Below are 14,909 nucleotides of genomic sequence, written 5' to 3'. Positions count from 1 at the left end.
ATACGAGTCTTCTTCTAGCCCGGGAAAACCGCCCGGACAAGAAGAATTTCGCCCTTGAGCATTGTCAGCCAGCCCCTACAGTCGGGAAGCCGTTCGAATGGCGGATGAACGGCCACCTATCTGGGTACAATTGACCAATGAATATTTAGTTGCAGTAACTTCAAGTAAACTTTAAATCAGCATTACACTGATTTGTCGCATTTAAATGTTGGTAAAATGCCATAAAATTAGTCGATAGTCCTGGATTCACTTAGCATATTGTTACCTCAGGCGAGTAGACAAAATCTATACAACCTTCAGTAATACTGAAGATTCGCAGAATTGAAATACAACAGGATAATCTAGAAACTTGCCAGTCTTACAGCCGAATGTCAACATGGCGTGTGCCAAATATCAACGACTAGTTCATTTAAAGTTGGGTCCGCACATGTCCGCCTTTCGAATCCCATCCCAGGCTGGAAGGTATTCGGGGCAAGGCCCAGTGATTCTCAGAGTGTGAGGTTCAGACGGGTTGGGACTGAGGATTAGCCTAGCTAGAGCGTTAAGCGGCGCATCTCCGCTTGGCGTTCTGGCGTAGCTAACCGGAAGTCCCAGTCTGACCCGAACACGTTTCATCCATATTGCAGGAGACATGGAAGACCAGTATTTAAGACGTGGGCTTCGGCTTAAATCTGTGTCCACCACGTCACGGCCATTGCCCAGAATGCCTGGAAGCCGGCCTAGGACGTCTCCACAACAGCAAGTTTGCGCTAAGTCGCACTTTTTCCAGCGGGTCTCAGCTGGCAGCACTTGAACTTAGAAATTGTCATGATTTAACCATGAATCATGACAATTTAACTAGCACAATGCGTAACATATATATTTGTTTAGTAACATTGACAACTTTCACGATTTACTTTACATGTCACAAAATTATGATAGCGCGGTTATTGAACACAACGACCGTGCTGGTCATGCCAATAACGCCCCAGTCACAATCCCGACTCGTTTAGCTGACCCAATCTGCCAATTGTGTGACCAAGCCACCGGTATCATCATTGAATTCGTATTGCACGTCGCCACGAGCAGCGACCGCCCGATGCTGACTGACCCGCAAATCACTCAGCCGAAAGGTCAATTCCAGTGGTTTGAAATTTTGAACCGAGCGAATCCAGATATAGCCTGCTAACCGTTGTGCTTGCACGAAAAAATAACGCTCAGTGGTCGTCGTTAAATCAACTTGTTTTAAAATCCCCGTCTCCATCATCGCTGCACTCCCTTCATCTATTTTTCACCATTAAATATAAGCGCTGAAACGCGTTTCAGGTCAAGGGGGCACACTTATTTATTTTTAATTGAAACTTCAAATATTACATTTTAATAACACTAAGTAAAAAAGCTAGTCAAATTAGTCAAACGGTTGTACTATAATTGGTGACATTTACTGATTAATATTAAACAATTGAAACCATCATAAAGGAGCATCCTGACCATGAGCCAGCTCGACACACTGCATCCCCAAGCCTACTGCTACTACATTGAATTAACGGGTAACGAACGCCCGGAATTACTCACCTCATTAACTGCTAGTGAACAGGCCCTCGGAGAATGGGAGCGTGTCCATGCCGCTAAGCTCCCGACCTGGCGATTATGGACGAACGCTAACGCGGACACGATTCGCTACACCGTCGCCCACGTCATCGCCCGTAGCGCTTTACCACAAAACGCCTACTGGTTACTGCAATATAAAGGCGCTGATCATGGTCATCCGCGGATGCTGCACCCGCAGTTTCATACGCGGTGAGCTTTGTTAATTCGCTATGGTGCTACTATCTGAGATGATAGTTGGTTTGCTGTTCGTCAGCCAAAAGCTTGCTAGTCCAACTGGATCTTCAGGCAAACTTTGAATCTGTAAAATTCGTCAGTATGGTATTTCTAACATTTTTAGAAACGGAAGGTGCACGATGACGACGAGAACTGATACCAATAAAACCCAGTTGCGTGTCTCTGTAGCGACAGCTGACTATGATACGGCTAGCCAGTTATTTCACGAGCTCGGTATGGATATGACCACAGCAATCAATCTCTTCCTGAAACAAAGTATTGCGGTAAACGGATTACCCTTTCGACCACACCTAATCACCGACACTGACAAGGCCATTCGTGAAGCCTATAGCGACCAAGTTCAGCACTTTAATAATGAGGCTGACTGGCAAAGTAGTGTCCATCATGAACTTAACAAGTCTGACTAATTCAAGACCAGCCTGTGCCATGACTTGAAGCATGTCATAATATCTGCAATCTTATAGACACGTTACACAAAATCACCACCACACAAAAACACCACGCCAAACCTACGACAACCGTCGCACTGGTCTAAGCGTGGTGTTATTTATTTTCAGCAGTTAATTAAGCTTCAACCGTTTCGCCGGCAGCTTCCTTAGCAGCGAAGGTCTTTTCTTCCTTAACCTTGTCACGATCCAAGGCCTTGAAGAAGAAGTAGTAGATGGCACCGTCGAGCACGATATTGACAACTTGTAATACCGCACCAGAGATGTGCATCGTGGCTAGGTAACCAGAGATAATTGGCGGCGTGGTCCAAGGAACCATGACCCCAACCGTCTTAGCGACTAAGCCGGTCGACATCGCAATGTAGGTCGTCGTAACGTTAACTAATGGTGCCAAGATGAATGGAACGGCAATCCGATAGTTCATAACGATTGGCAACCCGAAGACGATTGGTTCGTTGATATTGAACAATGCTGGTCCAATCACCAACTTACCCAAGGTCTTAAATTCGGCACTCTTCGACACAAAGGCAATCATGAAGGCTAATCCCAAGGTCGCACCTGAACCACCCATGTGAACGAAGTTATCGAAGAATTGTTGCGTTACAACGTTTGGCAAGGCTTTACCCGCCTTAAGTGCTTCCGCGTTTTGTGACATCGCAGCCAACCAGATTGGTTGCATAACCCCAGAAACCACGTTGGCACCGTGAATCCCGAAGATCCATAAGATACATACAACGAATTCGGCAACTAAGGCCCCTGGTAACGTATTACTCAATAAGCCCAGTGGTTTAGCCAAGACGAAGGAAATCACGTTAGGAATGCTGTGCATTGGTGATGCTTCGACGGCTAACCGGAGTAACCACATCAAGAATAAGATAATGAAGCCAGGAACTAAGGCTGCAAATGAGTTGCTGACAGCCGGTGGCACACTATCTGGCATCTTAATCGTCCAGTTGCGGTGAACCATGAAGACGTAAAAATCAGTGATGAATAACCCAATCAACAGTGCAGTAAACAGACCAGCAGAGTCCAGTTGAGTTAAGGGTACCCACAGCGCCCCTGCCTTATCCGTGTTTAACGGAATCGTTAAGAACCAAGCGCCTAACGAAACGATTGACGCGGAGATTGGGTCGACCTTATAACTCTTTGCCAAGTTATAAGAAATCCCGATGACCGCAATCAGTCCCATAATATGGAACGACGCGTTGGTTGGATATTGAACGATCGTTGCCCAATTCGAACCAAAGGTGTTCGCCATAAAGGTTTGATAGCCTTTGATTGGGAATTGCGCGATAATCATGAAGACCGACCCGATGATAATCATTGGCACCGCGAGTGTCATCCCATCACGTAACGCAATCAGGTGACGAGAACCCGCGATTTTACCAAAGAATGGGACAAGTCGGTCATTAACAAAGCTCGACTTATTGTTTTCGCTCATGTCGTGACCCCCTAGAATAATTTAATAACCTAACGTATTCAACGGACAACTGATTTTAAAAGACAGAATAATTGATATACCAAACGGTCAATGGCCAGTTAACCGTTTACAAAATTAAAATCAGCTCTCACTAAGTCGTCCTGTCATCTGACATTTGTACCCATGAATACGTTTCCTACAATTTTCATTATACCTGTCATCACGCGAATGTATACCCTTACACTTTAAATTGGAAGTTCGTTCCAGATATCGGAACTTGTTCTATTTTTGGAACATGTTTCACAAATTGGTCACGAACTTAATTCAACGGTTGCACGATCATGGCTAATTGCTCTAAATAATAGACGACTGGCAACGGTGACAAGGTGCTCCCACCGCTGACGGCTTGCACTTCTGGCGTGTCATAATTCAACACCACGTCCGCGATTCCCGCCAACGTCGAATGACTGCTAGCGGTGATTGCGACCACCTTGGCACCATTTTGTTGGTAATAGACGCCCTGTTCATTAATGTCCTCGGACTCCCCAGAGACGGAGAGTACCAAAAAGACGGTGTCCGATAAGTCTTGCGGTTGCACCGGATGTGGTTGCCCAGTGTCCGTCAGCATCAGACTATACAGGCCAAAGTTGGCAAACAAGTGACTGCCATAGGTCGCTAAGCCCGCACTGGTCCCGGCCCCGGTCAAAATCACCATCCGCGCCTGCTGCAATAGTTCCGCCACCTGATGGAGTTTGGCCGTCACATCAGGTAAACTCATGTGGTCAAAAAAGGTCCGCATTGGTATCACGGTCCGCGCCAACGGTTGGGTGGCATCTTGCCGCAATTGTTCCTTGAGCGTGAACTTGAATTCCGCGTATCCGTCGTATCCCATGTGCTTTAAAAAGCGCAGAATCGTGGTCGCCGAAACGTGGCTGTGGTCTGCGAGTTGACGAATCGTCATGGTGCTCACTTCAACGGGATGGCCCACAATATATTTATAAATTTCTATCTCCAACCGATTGAGCTGTTGGACTTGGTCGTACGAAAACATGGTTTCACCCCATTAAAATTGATTGGTCTATCTGATAAATTGATGTCATCACTTGGATTAGTAGGAACAAATTCCACTTATTTATCGCCCCACCGGCCGTCAATCTGTGGTTTGATCTCGATATCGCTCATTTCTAAGGCACAAGTGGCCACCGCCGCCGTTAGTTTGGACGTGAATTCAGCGGTCTTGTAGGGGGAATCAACGGACCAGGTTTTAAAGTTCGGCGTGCGATTGATTCGGCCGAGTGCGGCGATTGCTGGCACTTCCTTCGGGTCGACTGCCGGAGCCGACTTCCTCACGTTGACGTTATAGCCATAGTGCCCGCTATGATAGAGTGCTTGCATGGCATCACCAAAAAGTCCCATCTTACTCACTTACTTTCCGTTTTATTAGTCCAATTTTAGCATAAGTTCTAAGGCGCTTTCATTGCGCATGCTAATTATCCACAAAAATAAGTCAAAATATCGGAAAACCATCATAAATATCCGCTATAATTGAGGATAAATTATGATGGGCTAGTTGGGATATTCCGGTCATCGCCAACCTGCTAGCTGTGATTGAATCCTCTGGAGGCGTATATCATTGAAAAATACGATTTTAATTGTTGAAGATGAGGACAGCCTATCAGGTTACCTCACTAAGGAACTTCAATTCGAAGATTTTAACGTCCTGGTCGCCGCTGACGGTTTGGCCGCTATGGACACCTATCAGGCTCACCAAAACGAGCTCTTACTCATCTTATTAGACTGGATGCTGCCCAAGTTGGACGGTATGGAAGTCCTAAGACGCATTCGCAAACACGACCAAGTCCCCGTCATCATCATGACTGCCCGTGATTATGTTGGCGATAAGGTCGCCGGTTTAGATAACGGTGCCGACGACTACATTACGAAGCCGTTTGAAATTGAAGAATTACTGGCACGGATACGGGTCATTCAGCGACGGGCTGAGAATCAAGTCGAGCCTAACCAGGTCTATCAGCTTGACGATATCCAACTAGATACCAAGGCCCACCGCGTCACGAATGCTGGGGAAGAAGTCACTCTGACGCATCGTGAATATGATTTACTACAATTCTTCCTCGCGCACCCGGACGAAGTCTTTACCCGTGATGACCTACTCGACCAGGTCTGGGGCGCAGATTTTCTCGGCCAACAGAATGTCGTGGACGTTTACGTCGGTTATTTGCGCAATAAAATTACCACACCCGATGCGGCACCATTGATTCAAACGGTGCGTGGCGTCGGCTATAAGCTAAGGGAGTCGATCACCAATGCCCAAAACTAAGGACACGCCAACGTACGAACAACTGATCAATCAAGCGATTCGCCGATTGATGCTGACCATCACACTACTCGTCAGTCTGATTACCTTGATCATGGTCGGCGCCCAACAAACGCTCAATACGACCCGTGAAGCCCGTGATTTGATGACCAGCCTCAATCAAGCCAACATCAAGGACGTGCCGAGCTTTGTTCAGTGGAACAATACGACGACGCGCAATACCAAGCAGCCCGCATTCATCCGGGTAACGACGAAAAAAGCCACCTGGACGACGGCAACCAAGACTAAGCGGACGATTATCACGACCCCGTCTTCCAAAGCGTTCTTCGCCAAGCACCAGACGAAATTGGTCGGGCCACTGGTCTATGTTCAGGACTTCGGTTTCTTCCTATCTTATCAACAAAAGGACAGCCATAACACGTACCAGCTGTGGGTCAGTTTGCGGCGACTCTTCAACAGTCTCTTCATCTTGATTCTACTCATGATTGCCGTGACGATTGCCGCACTCGCGCTTGGAACCTGGTGGGCACATCGGCTCGCTGGTCGTCTGAGTGAACCGACCATCAAGCTCCTGCACGAGACGCGCTACACGTCTAATAATCCTGACAGTGACCAGCCGACCTTAGATGTACCGGCCAGTCCTCGAGAAATCAACGATTTAGGGCGTGCGTTCAATGAACTGCTCGTGACGCAAAACCAGCGGCTGCAACACGAGCGCCAATTTATCTCCGACGCTTCTCATGAACTGCGGACACCAATTGCGGCGATTCGTGGCAATCTCAGTCTGATTCGTCGGCGTGGTGACGCCCATCCGGAAGTCATTCCCGAGTCATTGCAATTTATCGATGAGGAGTCGTTGCGGATGCAGCATTTGATTGAGAATTTACTCCACTTATCACGTGCAGATCGCGCCAAGCTCACCTTGACCGACCAAGACTTATCGACACTACTACTGAGTCTGGCCGAACACTACCAGCCGTCCATTGACCAACCACTCGACCTTGAAATCGATGCTGGGATTCACGTTCAGGGTAATGCCGAAATGCTACAACAAATCGTGGTGGCGCTCTTGGATAACGCCCACAAGTATTCTCCGCATGACCAGCCAATCACGCTGCGGTTGCACCAAACGGACACCGCAATTGAACTGGCAGTCGCCGACCACGGTGAAGGCATTCCGGATGACCAAAAACAGGCCGTTTTCCAGCGCTTCTATCGCGTCGACCAATCCCATTCGCAGGCCGTCGAAGGTAGTGGCCTAGGCCTAGCCATCGTCCAACAATTAGTTGCGCTGAACCAAGCAACGATCAAAATCAGCGATAATCACCCAACTGGCAGTATTTTTACCATCAGTTGGCCCGTCGCTAAATAAGTCTTCTCAACTAGTTTTAGGGTTATTTTAGCCTTAAAACTAGTTTTTTTATGTCGTCAAAAGGCCGTCACAATGCGGGATTGGTCGAATCTAAGTGCTAATCTAAGAATTTCTTAGATAAAGTTTATGGTAAGTCGATAGTTACAGCCGCACTTTGCCGGTAAACTATAGTCATTCAATAAATAAAACAACCGATGCTTAAACATCAATTCATTAATTAAAAACGATTAAGCCAACCGATTAAGGAGAAATCAAATATGTTATTAGATACCGACCCTAAAATTAAAAATATCACCGCCGTACAACTGGTCAAGGTGACTTATCCGTTGGTCATTGCTAAGACTGAAGACGGTGAATTCGTCAAAGTTAAACTGAGCGACGACCAATTACAAGATCCCTTATTCTGGGATACGTTAAAGAACATTCGCAAGTCCCAGCTCTGGGTACCACTTGGCCGTCACTTTCATCAGTTACTTTCCAACGACTGGTTAATGCCAGCTGCTCAGTAAACCGTCCGTCTCACAACCACGATTATCACTTAAAAGGAGTTCGATCATCATGAAAAACACATTCAAAAAATTAACGTTAACCTTAATGGCCGCCGGAACACTTTTTGCCACTTCAGTTTCCGCTTCCGCTGATACCACCGCTACTAGTCATTCTGAAACGACTTCCACGACCCTCGTCAACAAAGTCACCCGCGATACGGACCTCGCCACTGGTGGGTCAACGACGCAACCTAAGCACGTTTTAACGCCCAAGCCAACGCGGCTAGTGGTCAAAGCATCCACCCAGAACCAGGTGTTAGCCACGATTGATGCTAGCAGCCCAAGCATTACCAAGATGAAATACCTGACCAACGCCCACTAACCGGCCCCGTTTCAAAGCGTCCACCCCGTCCCTAGCAACCCGCTCAAGAAAAGTGTGCATCACAATAACTCATGTAAGGAGGCCTCGCGATGAGTCAATTGACTAAGGCAATCACCCGCCAACTACAACGTCAATACGCCGAGCCCGTCTTCAAAGCTAGTAATGGTACCTGGTATACCGGGGCCGACATCTTGGAAGACTTGGCGTTGTGTGAAACCAGCCTACAACAACAAAATGTCCACGCGGGCCAAGCCATCCTGCTGAGTCCGATGCAAGCAATGACGATTCCGAGCTTACTCCTGGCGAGTTGGCAATTGGGACTGACGGTCACCCTGACACCGCCGAGTCCCCGCCTCCCCGAACTCGCCCCGCAAGTCTACGCGGCAATGGTCTATTCACCGACCCAGACGAACCAACTGGCGACCCAGCTTGACCCTAGCGAAATCAGCGTGCTGACCTTGATTTTAAATACCGCCCCCAACTTCGCCTACTTGGTCCACGACCACGCCCAGCCACTCGCTCGCCACAGTCAGCCGGACTTGATTCTCCCAGCCAGTCAGCTGCAATTCACCCAGTCCCAATTGCTCAAGCTAGCTGAACACGGCCACCCCCGCGAGCAAGTCGCTGATTTGTACGATTTTGAAACCGGGCTACTCCCTTGCCTGACCGACCTCATCACCGCGACTCCCATCACGATGCAGGCAACTAAAAACGCGTTTCTACCAAATTAAAGGCAGAAACGCGTTTTTAGTCGGTATCATTGACCCACGCAGGTGCTGACTTAATCAACTGGCCTGGTGTTACTTAACGATTCCCAAAGTTTGTAAAATCAGATAAATGTTCAAAATAATTAAGATGACGGTCACGACCCACGCGGTCCACTTGACCCATGCACGGTTGGTGAAATTCCCCATCAATTGGCGATTACTGGTAAACATCACCAGCGGAATCATCGCGAATGGTAAGGCGATACTCAGGAACACTTGTGACATCGTCAGCAAATCTTCAATCTTCGCTTCATTACCATGGTAGTAAATCGCGAAGGCCAACACTGGTGTCACGGAGATCAACCGGGTCAATAACCGTTGGGCCCAGAGTGGCATCTTCAAACGGATGAACCCTTCCATGATGATTTGCCCAGATAACGTCCCGGTAATCGTAGAACTTTGCCCAGATGACAGTAACGCGATGGCAAACAACATGCTGAGTAACGGACTGGCAATCGAACCAACGACCTTACTATCGCCCAGTGCGTTGTATAAATCAACGAACCGGCCAAGGTCACCATTCGTACCGAAGAACAGTGCCGCACCCAAAATCAGGAGCAAACTGTTCACAACGAACGCGACTGATAATTGGATATTCGAATCAATCGTCGTAAACTTAACGGCTTTCGCCACTTCTTTTTCATCACTACGGTCAACTTGCCGCGTTTGTGAAATCGATGAGCCCAAGTATAAGTTATGCGGCATCACCGTTGCCCCAACGATCCCCAATGCTAAGAAGAGCATCGACCGGTCGCTGACGATCCGACTGGTTGGGACGTAGCCCTTGAACATTTCTGGAATGTTGGGCTGTGAGATAATTACTTCGTACAAGAAGACGAACAGAATCACGGCAACCAAGGTCGCCACGATGGCTTCAATCTTCCGGAACCCTAACTTCATTAATAGCAGTAAAATCAAGACGTCGGCGGTCGTAATCAGAATACCGACAATCAGTGGAAATCCGAATAATAGCTTCAAAGCAATCCCAGAACCAATGATTTCAGCAACATCGGTCGCCATAATCGCGAGTTCTGTGACGATCCACAGAAAGATTCCCATTCCTTTTGACGTTCGTTCCCGTGTCAGTTGCGCTAAATCTTTACCGGTCACGATCCCCAACCGGGCCGCCATGGATTGTAACAACATGGCAATCAGACTTGATAACAGAATGACTGAAAGTAACGCGTATTTATATTGTGACCCACCGGCAATTGACGTGATCCAGTTCCCTGGGTCCATGTAACCAACTGCAACTAGCGCGCCCGGTCCAGTGTAGGCAATTAAGGTTCGCCAGAAATTGGCATCCTTAGGGACCCGGACACTCCCATTGACTTCGTCCAAGCTCTTACTATCGGCACCCGTTGAATGAATCGCCTTTTCTTCGGCGGTCTTCATCTTGGCGTGATCCTTCGTTTTTGCTGATTTCATTATGAAACCCTCTCTTCTATTGGTTTAGAATTCAGGTTGTGGACTACTATGTGATCCTCAACAGTGCGGCCCTTAATTGAGCACTCACTTTAATTCCACTTGGTAGTATAGCACCATTAACCTATTAGTCAACTATTATTAATTATTAATTTGGCATCCCTAAAGCTTGTTACGACGCGGTGTTATCACTTTGTAAGGGGATACGCCGTGGGCTCAAACCGTTAACTAAGAAATCGCTGAGATAATGCACCACCTGTTGGTCACTCAAAGTGGCGGCTTGCGGATACAGGACTTGCTCGACCAAGTACCCGCCAATGGTTGAAAAGACCAATTGTAAAATCATGTGATTGGGCCATTCGACGAGCTCACCAGTTGCTTTCAGCCGCTCCATGGCTTCAGTGGCCTGTGTTAAGATTGCCGGTGAAACCATTCCTAACACGGCAGCACGGTCCTCCGCGTTATTGAAGAACTGCGACAGAATCACAGCCAAGGACGCCCGGTTACGCGTCACAAACTTGACTCGGTCGCGAACCAGCGCCACAATAAAGGCTTCCAGCGTCTGATTGGGACTGTCCAACACCGCTTGGTCTAACGTATTCAACATCGTGGGCAAAATATTCTTCACGATTGGCTGCATGATTGCATCTAAAATACCATTTTTATTAACAAAATTATGAAAAATCGTCCCTTCCGCAACGCCCGCCCGTTCGGCAATCTCGCGGGTTCCGACTTCTTCATAGCCTTTTTCTGCAAATAAATCGAGGGCCGCGGCTAGAATCTGCCGCTGGGTCCGGGTAATCCGACCATCCTTGCCCAAAGAGGCCGCATAGTAGGCTTGAATGGTTTCAATTTCACTCATGGTCATAAGCTCCTTTTTTGCAGTGACTGCTCATTTTTGGCACTTATATCATAACTGATTTGGCTACCCGAAACAACCTTCACGTTAAAAGTTACATGATACCTTCCCATAATCTTGTTAATTGCTTTTATTAACAAATCTATTTATAATCTTAGTAATCAATTAAGTTACAGGAAGTGATTTCATGCGTGTTTCAACCCGTTTTAGCGACTCGATCCACCTATTAGCCTACATCAAAATTTACGCGGACACCCGCTTAACGAGTGACGCCATCGCCGCGAGTATCGAAACAAGTCCGGTCGTCGTGCGCCGTCTGATGAGCAAGCTCCGCCAAGCTGGCCTGCTTACAACGACTCCCGGCACCGCCCAACCCGCGCTAGCTAAGCCACTGAGCCAAGTCTCACTACTCAGTGTCTTCTACGCCATCGAAGGCGACAAGCCACTGCTCGCTGTCGACCCCAAGACCAATCCCGACTGCATCGTCGGTGGCAATATTCAAACCGTCCTGAAGCAATATTATCAGGAAGCACAAACTGCCGCCGAAGCACGCCTAGCCAAGACGAGCTTGCAAGACGTCGTAGATAATATCCTGGTCGAACAGGCCAAGAAGGATGCGCGCCAGTAAGTTGGCGTGACTTGGCATGGTAGCGTATTGTTGATTGTAGTCAGTAAAAAGGCCCATCCGTGTTGTGGATGGGCCTTTTTGAAGTGCCTGTTTGAGTCGATTAACATCACGTGAGCTTTAATTAGTAGTATGGAAAATTAATCTAAGATTCTTCGCGCGAAGCTAGGCATGTAATACTGAATTTGCGTCTCCTTAACCCCATCTTCGGGTGTTGAAGCATGAATCATTACCCCATTACCTTCATATAAGCCAACATGATAGGTACTTCCCCGGGTACCATAAAACAGTAAATCGCCTGGTTTTAATGCATTTAACGAAACTTCATGTCCAGACTTCTCTTCGGTTGTCGTAACTGTTCCGTTCAAAGTAACGCCTGCAGCAGTCTTATACAAGTAATAAACAAAGCCTGAACAATCAAATGAGTTCGGTCCAAGTCGTCCCGCTTGAGATTGCGTGTAGGGATCTCCAAGCTTAGTTTTGGCTAGTTTAATAACTTGCTGAATTTTCACGCTGTTGGCAGTCTCTTTATATTGAGCAACATTAGCCTTGTTTGCTGTAAGATAACCGCCACTCACCTTTAACCGAGGGTACCCATTAGGCGCAAACTCAATTCCTTGCACATTGACTACTGTCCCCTTCGTTACAGCATTACCTTGATTTTGGAGGTTTACATCTCCATAAATATGCGCATTAACTAACATGATAATCTTACCAGGATTTGTAACATAGTAATTGGATAATGTTGAAACTGGTTTTGTTACACGAGAATTATTTGCAGTTAAGTATCCCCCACTAACCTTCAGCCTTGGATAACCGTCCGAAGTGTATTCAATTCCTTGCACACTTATCAGTGTACCTTTTGAAACAGCTCGAACCTTGGTCGTAAAATCTAAATCAGAATAAACATAATCATTAACTAGAAGTGCAACTTGGCCTGGGTTAGTAGTGTAGTAATTAGCTATCTTATCAGTTGGCTTAGTCACAAGTGATTTATTTGCTGTCAAATACCCGCCATCAACTTTCAAACGTGGATAGCCAGTTGAAGTATACTCAATTCCTTGTACCGTTACCAGTGAACCCTTTGAAATCGAACGAACTCTACTCGTGAAATCTACATCCGAGTATACATAATCATTGATTAACAGCGCAACTTGTCCAGGATTGACTGTGTAATAGTTCTCTATTTTATCAGTTACCTTAATAACATTATTCTTATTTGCCGTTAAATATCCTCCGTCCACCTTCAATCGCGGATAACCACTTGGAGCAATTTCAACACCATACACATTGATAACTGACCCCTTTGTCACCTTTTTAAGAGGATTTTTCAATTCATTATCAGTATATGTGTGTGCATCTACCAACATAACTATTTTACCAGGGTTAGTGGTATAGTAGTTGTTTAAGTTAATTGAGGCTGCTTGCACATTCGATAACTGTGTATCATTTGCAGATACGGATGTTACATTTGTAGCTATGCTGTCTTGTCTAGTATACGTCTCTGGTTCATCAGCTGACACTTGAGAAAACGTACACATAGCGCCAAGCAGAGACATACCTATAATAACTAACGGTTTAACCATTTGAATCCCCCCAGATTTATTAGCTGAACTAACTTATTGTGAAAATCATAACATGTATAAGTGTGCTAATCTACATTTTTATATAACTATCATCATAAGCTTAATAATTAAAATAAAAAGTGCCCAATTATCAGACCGTTTCGTCCAACAATTAGCGCACTTAAAATTCTTAAATATTAACCCTACTTCGGCTGTTCATCATCCCCGTAATATTCCGGCCGAGCAGCCTGAATGGGGTGTGCTCGTAGCCAGGTAATAATTTGCTGGCTTAAATCATCCGTCATTGGTGCAGCGGCCGCAATCTGTGCCTTAGTAATCTGGTTGACATGAATTCCAGCAGTAATCGTGCAACTTCCCGGCAACGACGACTGCAGGCGCTTCGCCATTCGATCCGAAATGAAGTTATCCTTGTGAAAACGGCCATCGTGACTAGGAAATTTGACGGTTTGGGCCGGCATCGTTGCTGTAATGGTGGTCACATCACCAATATGCGGATTGGTGCCGCCCGTAACGACAATCAATAAGTCATATCCGATAACCTGAACGGTGGCTTGCATCTGGTAACCTGCTTGTTCAGTCGTAAAAGTGGGCATGGCTAATCTCCTTCCCAACGGCGATCCGTTTCATTATGAATATGGAAGGCATCTAAGATTTTCATCGTCTGATGGTTAACCAAGTCTTGAATCGTGGTCGGATGGTTATAAAAGGCCGGAATCGGTGGAATGATTTGTGCACCCAACTTGGCTAATTTCGTCAGGTTTTCCAAATGAATCACACTTAAGGGTGTTTCACGTGGAACAATGACGAGTTTACGTTGCTCCTTGATCGTCACATCGGCTGCACGTGAAATCAGATTATCGCCAAAGCCGTAAGCAATTCCGGCAACGGTCTTCATGCTGGCTGGAACGATCACCATACCGTCATTTAAAAATGAACCGCTCGCGATTGCCGCCCCCTGGTCGTTAGCACGGTAAGTCGCATCCGCCAATGCCGTCAATTGTGCAAGTGAGTAATCCGTCTCGAGCTCCAAGTTCTTCTTCGCCCAAGCACTCATAACTAGATGCACTTCAACATCAGGGAGTTGGTGTAACTTCTCTAATAAATCAACGGCATAAATCGTTCCTGACGCCCCTGTAATTCCGACAACAATTCGCTTCATCCTGACACCCTCGTTTCAATTATTTTATTAATCCTACTTATTAATCCTCACCCTTATCATAACTTGTCCTAGAACCGTGAACAAATCGTGTTTCGACTGGTTAATATTCTATTTTCGAATATTAACGTTTACTGGGCCACATCCACCAAACAGTTAGTGCGCGGTTCCCGGCATTATATTATAATAAACATGTTAACTATTTGGATATAAATTATTCTTTG

General features: G+C 46.5%; 17 protein-coding genes. 8 read left to right on the top strand and 9 right to left on the bottom strand.

The window, feature by feature from the left end; genetic code table 11:
- Positions 1-988 precede the first annotated feature (988 nt).
- Positions 989-1,246: a hypothetical protein gene (locus KGF65_RS03415; RefSeq protein WP_021338208.1), complete on the bottom strand. Its 258-nt coding sequence runs from the start codon at positions 1,244-1,246 to the stop codon at positions 989-991.
- A gap of 225 nt (positions 1,247-1,471) precedes the next feature.
- On the opposite strand from KGF65_RS03415, the gene KGF65_RS03410 reads away from it, so the two are divergent.
- Positions 1,472-1,783, top strand: a complete 312-nt coding sequence (locus tag KGF65_RS03410; RefSeq protein WP_050337856.1) for a hypothetical protein — start codon at positions 1,472-1,474, stop codon at positions 1,781-1,783.
- A 160-nt stretch (positions 1,784-1,943) separates the two neighbouring features.
- Complete coding sequence (locus KGF65_RS03405) at positions 1,944-2,231, top strand: type II toxin-antitoxin system RelB/DinJ family antitoxin (RefSeq protein ID WP_101872712.1); 288 nt, start codon at positions 1,944-1,946, stop codon at positions 2,229-2,231.
- A 157-nt stretch (positions 2,232-2,388) separates the two neighbouring features.
- On the opposite strand, the gene celB is transcribed toward KGF65_RS03405, so the two are convergent.
- From celB to KGF65_RS03390, 3 genes are all read right to left on the bottom strand, one after another.
- Positions 2,389-3,711 (bottom strand): PTS cellobiose transporter subunit IIC, encoded by a 1,323-nt coding sequence (gene celB, locus KGF65_RS03400; protein ID WP_088770184.1) that lies wholly within the window; start codon positions 3,709-3,711, stop codon positions 2,389-2,391.
- A gap of 298 nt (positions 3,712-4,009) precedes the next feature.
- The gene (locus tag KGF65_RS03395) at positions 4,010-4,741 is read right to left on the bottom strand and encodes a MurR/RpiR family transcriptional regulator (protein WP_216748120.1); all 732 of its coding nucleotides are present in this window, start codon (positions 4,739-4,741) and stop codon (positions 4,010-4,012) included.
- A 77-nt stretch (positions 4,742-4,818) separates the two neighbouring features.
- Positions 4,819-5,106 carry a hypothetical protein gene (locus tag KGF65_RS03390; RefSeq protein WP_181185327.1) on the bottom strand — a complete coding sequence of 96 codons (288 nt, stop codon included), beginning with the start codon at positions 5,104-5,106 and terminating at the stop codon, positions 4,819-4,821.
- A gap of 217 nt (positions 5,107-5,323) precedes the next feature.
- On the opposite strand from KGF65_RS03390, the gene KGF65_RS03385 reads away from it, so the two are divergent.
- The 5 genes from KGF65_RS03385 to KGF65_RS03365 all read left to right on the top strand — a co-directional run bounded on the left by KGF65_RS03385 (position 5,324) and on the right by KGF65_RS03365 (position 8,998).
- Positions 5,324-6,028: a response regulator transcription factor gene (locus tag KGF65_RS03385; RefSeq protein ID WP_050337861.1), complete on the top strand. Its 705-nt coding sequence runs from the start codon at positions 5,324-5,326 to the stop codon at positions 6,026-6,028.
- Positions 6,015-7,397 carry a cell wall metabolism sensor histidine kinase WalK gene (locus KGF65_RS03380; RefSeq protein ID WP_101872709.1) on the top strand — a complete coding sequence of 461 codons (1,383 nt, stop codon included), beginning with the start codon at positions 6,015-6,017 and terminating at the stop codon, positions 7,395-7,397. The genes KGF65_RS03385 and KGF65_RS03380 overlap by 14 nt, the downstream gene beginning before the upstream one ends.
- A gap of 257 nt (positions 7,398-7,654) precedes the next feature.
- The gene (locus tag KGF65_RS03375) at positions 7,655-7,906 is read left to right on the top strand and encodes a hypothetical protein (protein ID WP_050337863.1); all 252 of its coding nucleotides are present in this window, start codon (positions 7,655-7,657) and stop codon (positions 7,904-7,906) included.
- 49 nt (positions 7,907-7,955) lie between these two features.
- Positions 7,956-8,267, top strand: a complete 312-nt coding sequence (locus tag KGF65_RS03370; protein WP_216748121.1) for a hypothetical protein — start codon at positions 7,956-7,958, stop codon at positions 8,265-8,267.
- Between the two features lie 89 nt (positions 8,268-8,356).
- The gene (locus tag KGF65_RS03365) at positions 8,357-8,998 is read left to right on the top strand and encodes a hypothetical protein (RefSeq protein WP_101872707.1); all 642 of its coding nucleotides are present in this window, start codon (positions 8,357-8,359) and stop codon (positions 8,996-8,998) included.
- 69 nt (positions 8,999-9,067) lie between these two features.
- Here KGF65_RS03365 and KGF65_RS03360 read toward each other — a convergent pair whose 3' ends face one another.
- Both KGF65_RS03360 and KGF65_RS03355 read right to left on the bottom strand, forming a co-directional pair.
- Complete coding sequence (locus tag KGF65_RS03360) at positions 9,068-10,462, bottom strand: Nramp family divalent metal transporter (protein WP_216748122.1); 1,395 nt, start codon at positions 10,460-10,462, stop codon at positions 9,068-9,070.
- Positions 10,463-10,631: 169 nt separating this feature from the next.
- Positions 10,632-11,321, bottom strand: coding sequence for a TetR/AcrR family transcriptional regulator (locus KGF65_RS03355; protein WP_003637501.1), 690 nt, complete (start codon positions 11,319-11,321; stop codon positions 10,632-10,634).
- A 184-nt stretch (positions 11,322-11,505) separates the two neighbouring features.
- Here KGF65_RS03355 and KGF65_RS03350 point away from each other — a divergent pair, with 184 nt between their 5' ends.
- Positions 11,506-11,946, top strand: coding sequence for an Rrf2 family transcriptional regulator (locus KGF65_RS03350; protein WP_101872706.1), 441 nt, complete (start codon positions 11,506-11,508; stop codon positions 11,944-11,946).
- Between the two features lie 137 nt (positions 11,947-12,083).
- Here the strand turns inward: KGF65_RS03350 and KGF65_RS16960 are convergent, their stop codons facing one another.
- The 3 genes from KGF65_RS16960 to KGF65_RS03335 form a co-directional block, all read right to left on the bottom strand.
- Positions 12,084-13,529 carry a DUF5776 domain-containing protein gene (locus KGF65_RS16960; protein ID WP_225368153.1) on the bottom strand — a complete coding sequence of 482 codons (1,446 nt, stop codon included), beginning with the start codon at positions 13,527-13,529 and terminating at the stop codon, positions 12,084-12,086.
- Between the two features lie 182 nt (positions 13,530-13,711).
- Positions 13,712-14,122 carry an amino acid decarboxylase gene (locus KGF65_RS03340; protein WP_101872705.1) on the bottom strand — a complete coding sequence of 137 codons (411 nt, stop codon included), beginning with the start codon at positions 14,120-14,122 and terminating at the stop codon, positions 13,712-13,714.
- Positions 14,123-14,124: 2 nt separating this feature from the next.
- Positions 14,125-14,688, bottom strand: coding sequence for a UbiX family flavin prenyltransferase (locus KGF65_RS03335; RefSeq protein ID WP_050337869.1), 564 nt, complete (start codon positions 14,686-14,688; stop codon positions 14,125-14,127).
- Positions 14,689-14,909 lie beyond the last annotated feature (221 nt).

Origin of the sequence: Lactiplantibacillus sp. 30.2.29 (assembly GCF_018991255.1) — a bacterium.
Classification (GTDB): domain Bacteria; phylum Bacillota; class Bacilli; order Lactobacillales; family Lactobacillaceae; genus Lactiplantibacillus; species Lactiplantibacillus pentosus.
The sequence above is the reverse complement of the archived record's forward strand: the minus strand, read 5'-3'. Positions and strand labels throughout refer to the sequence as shown.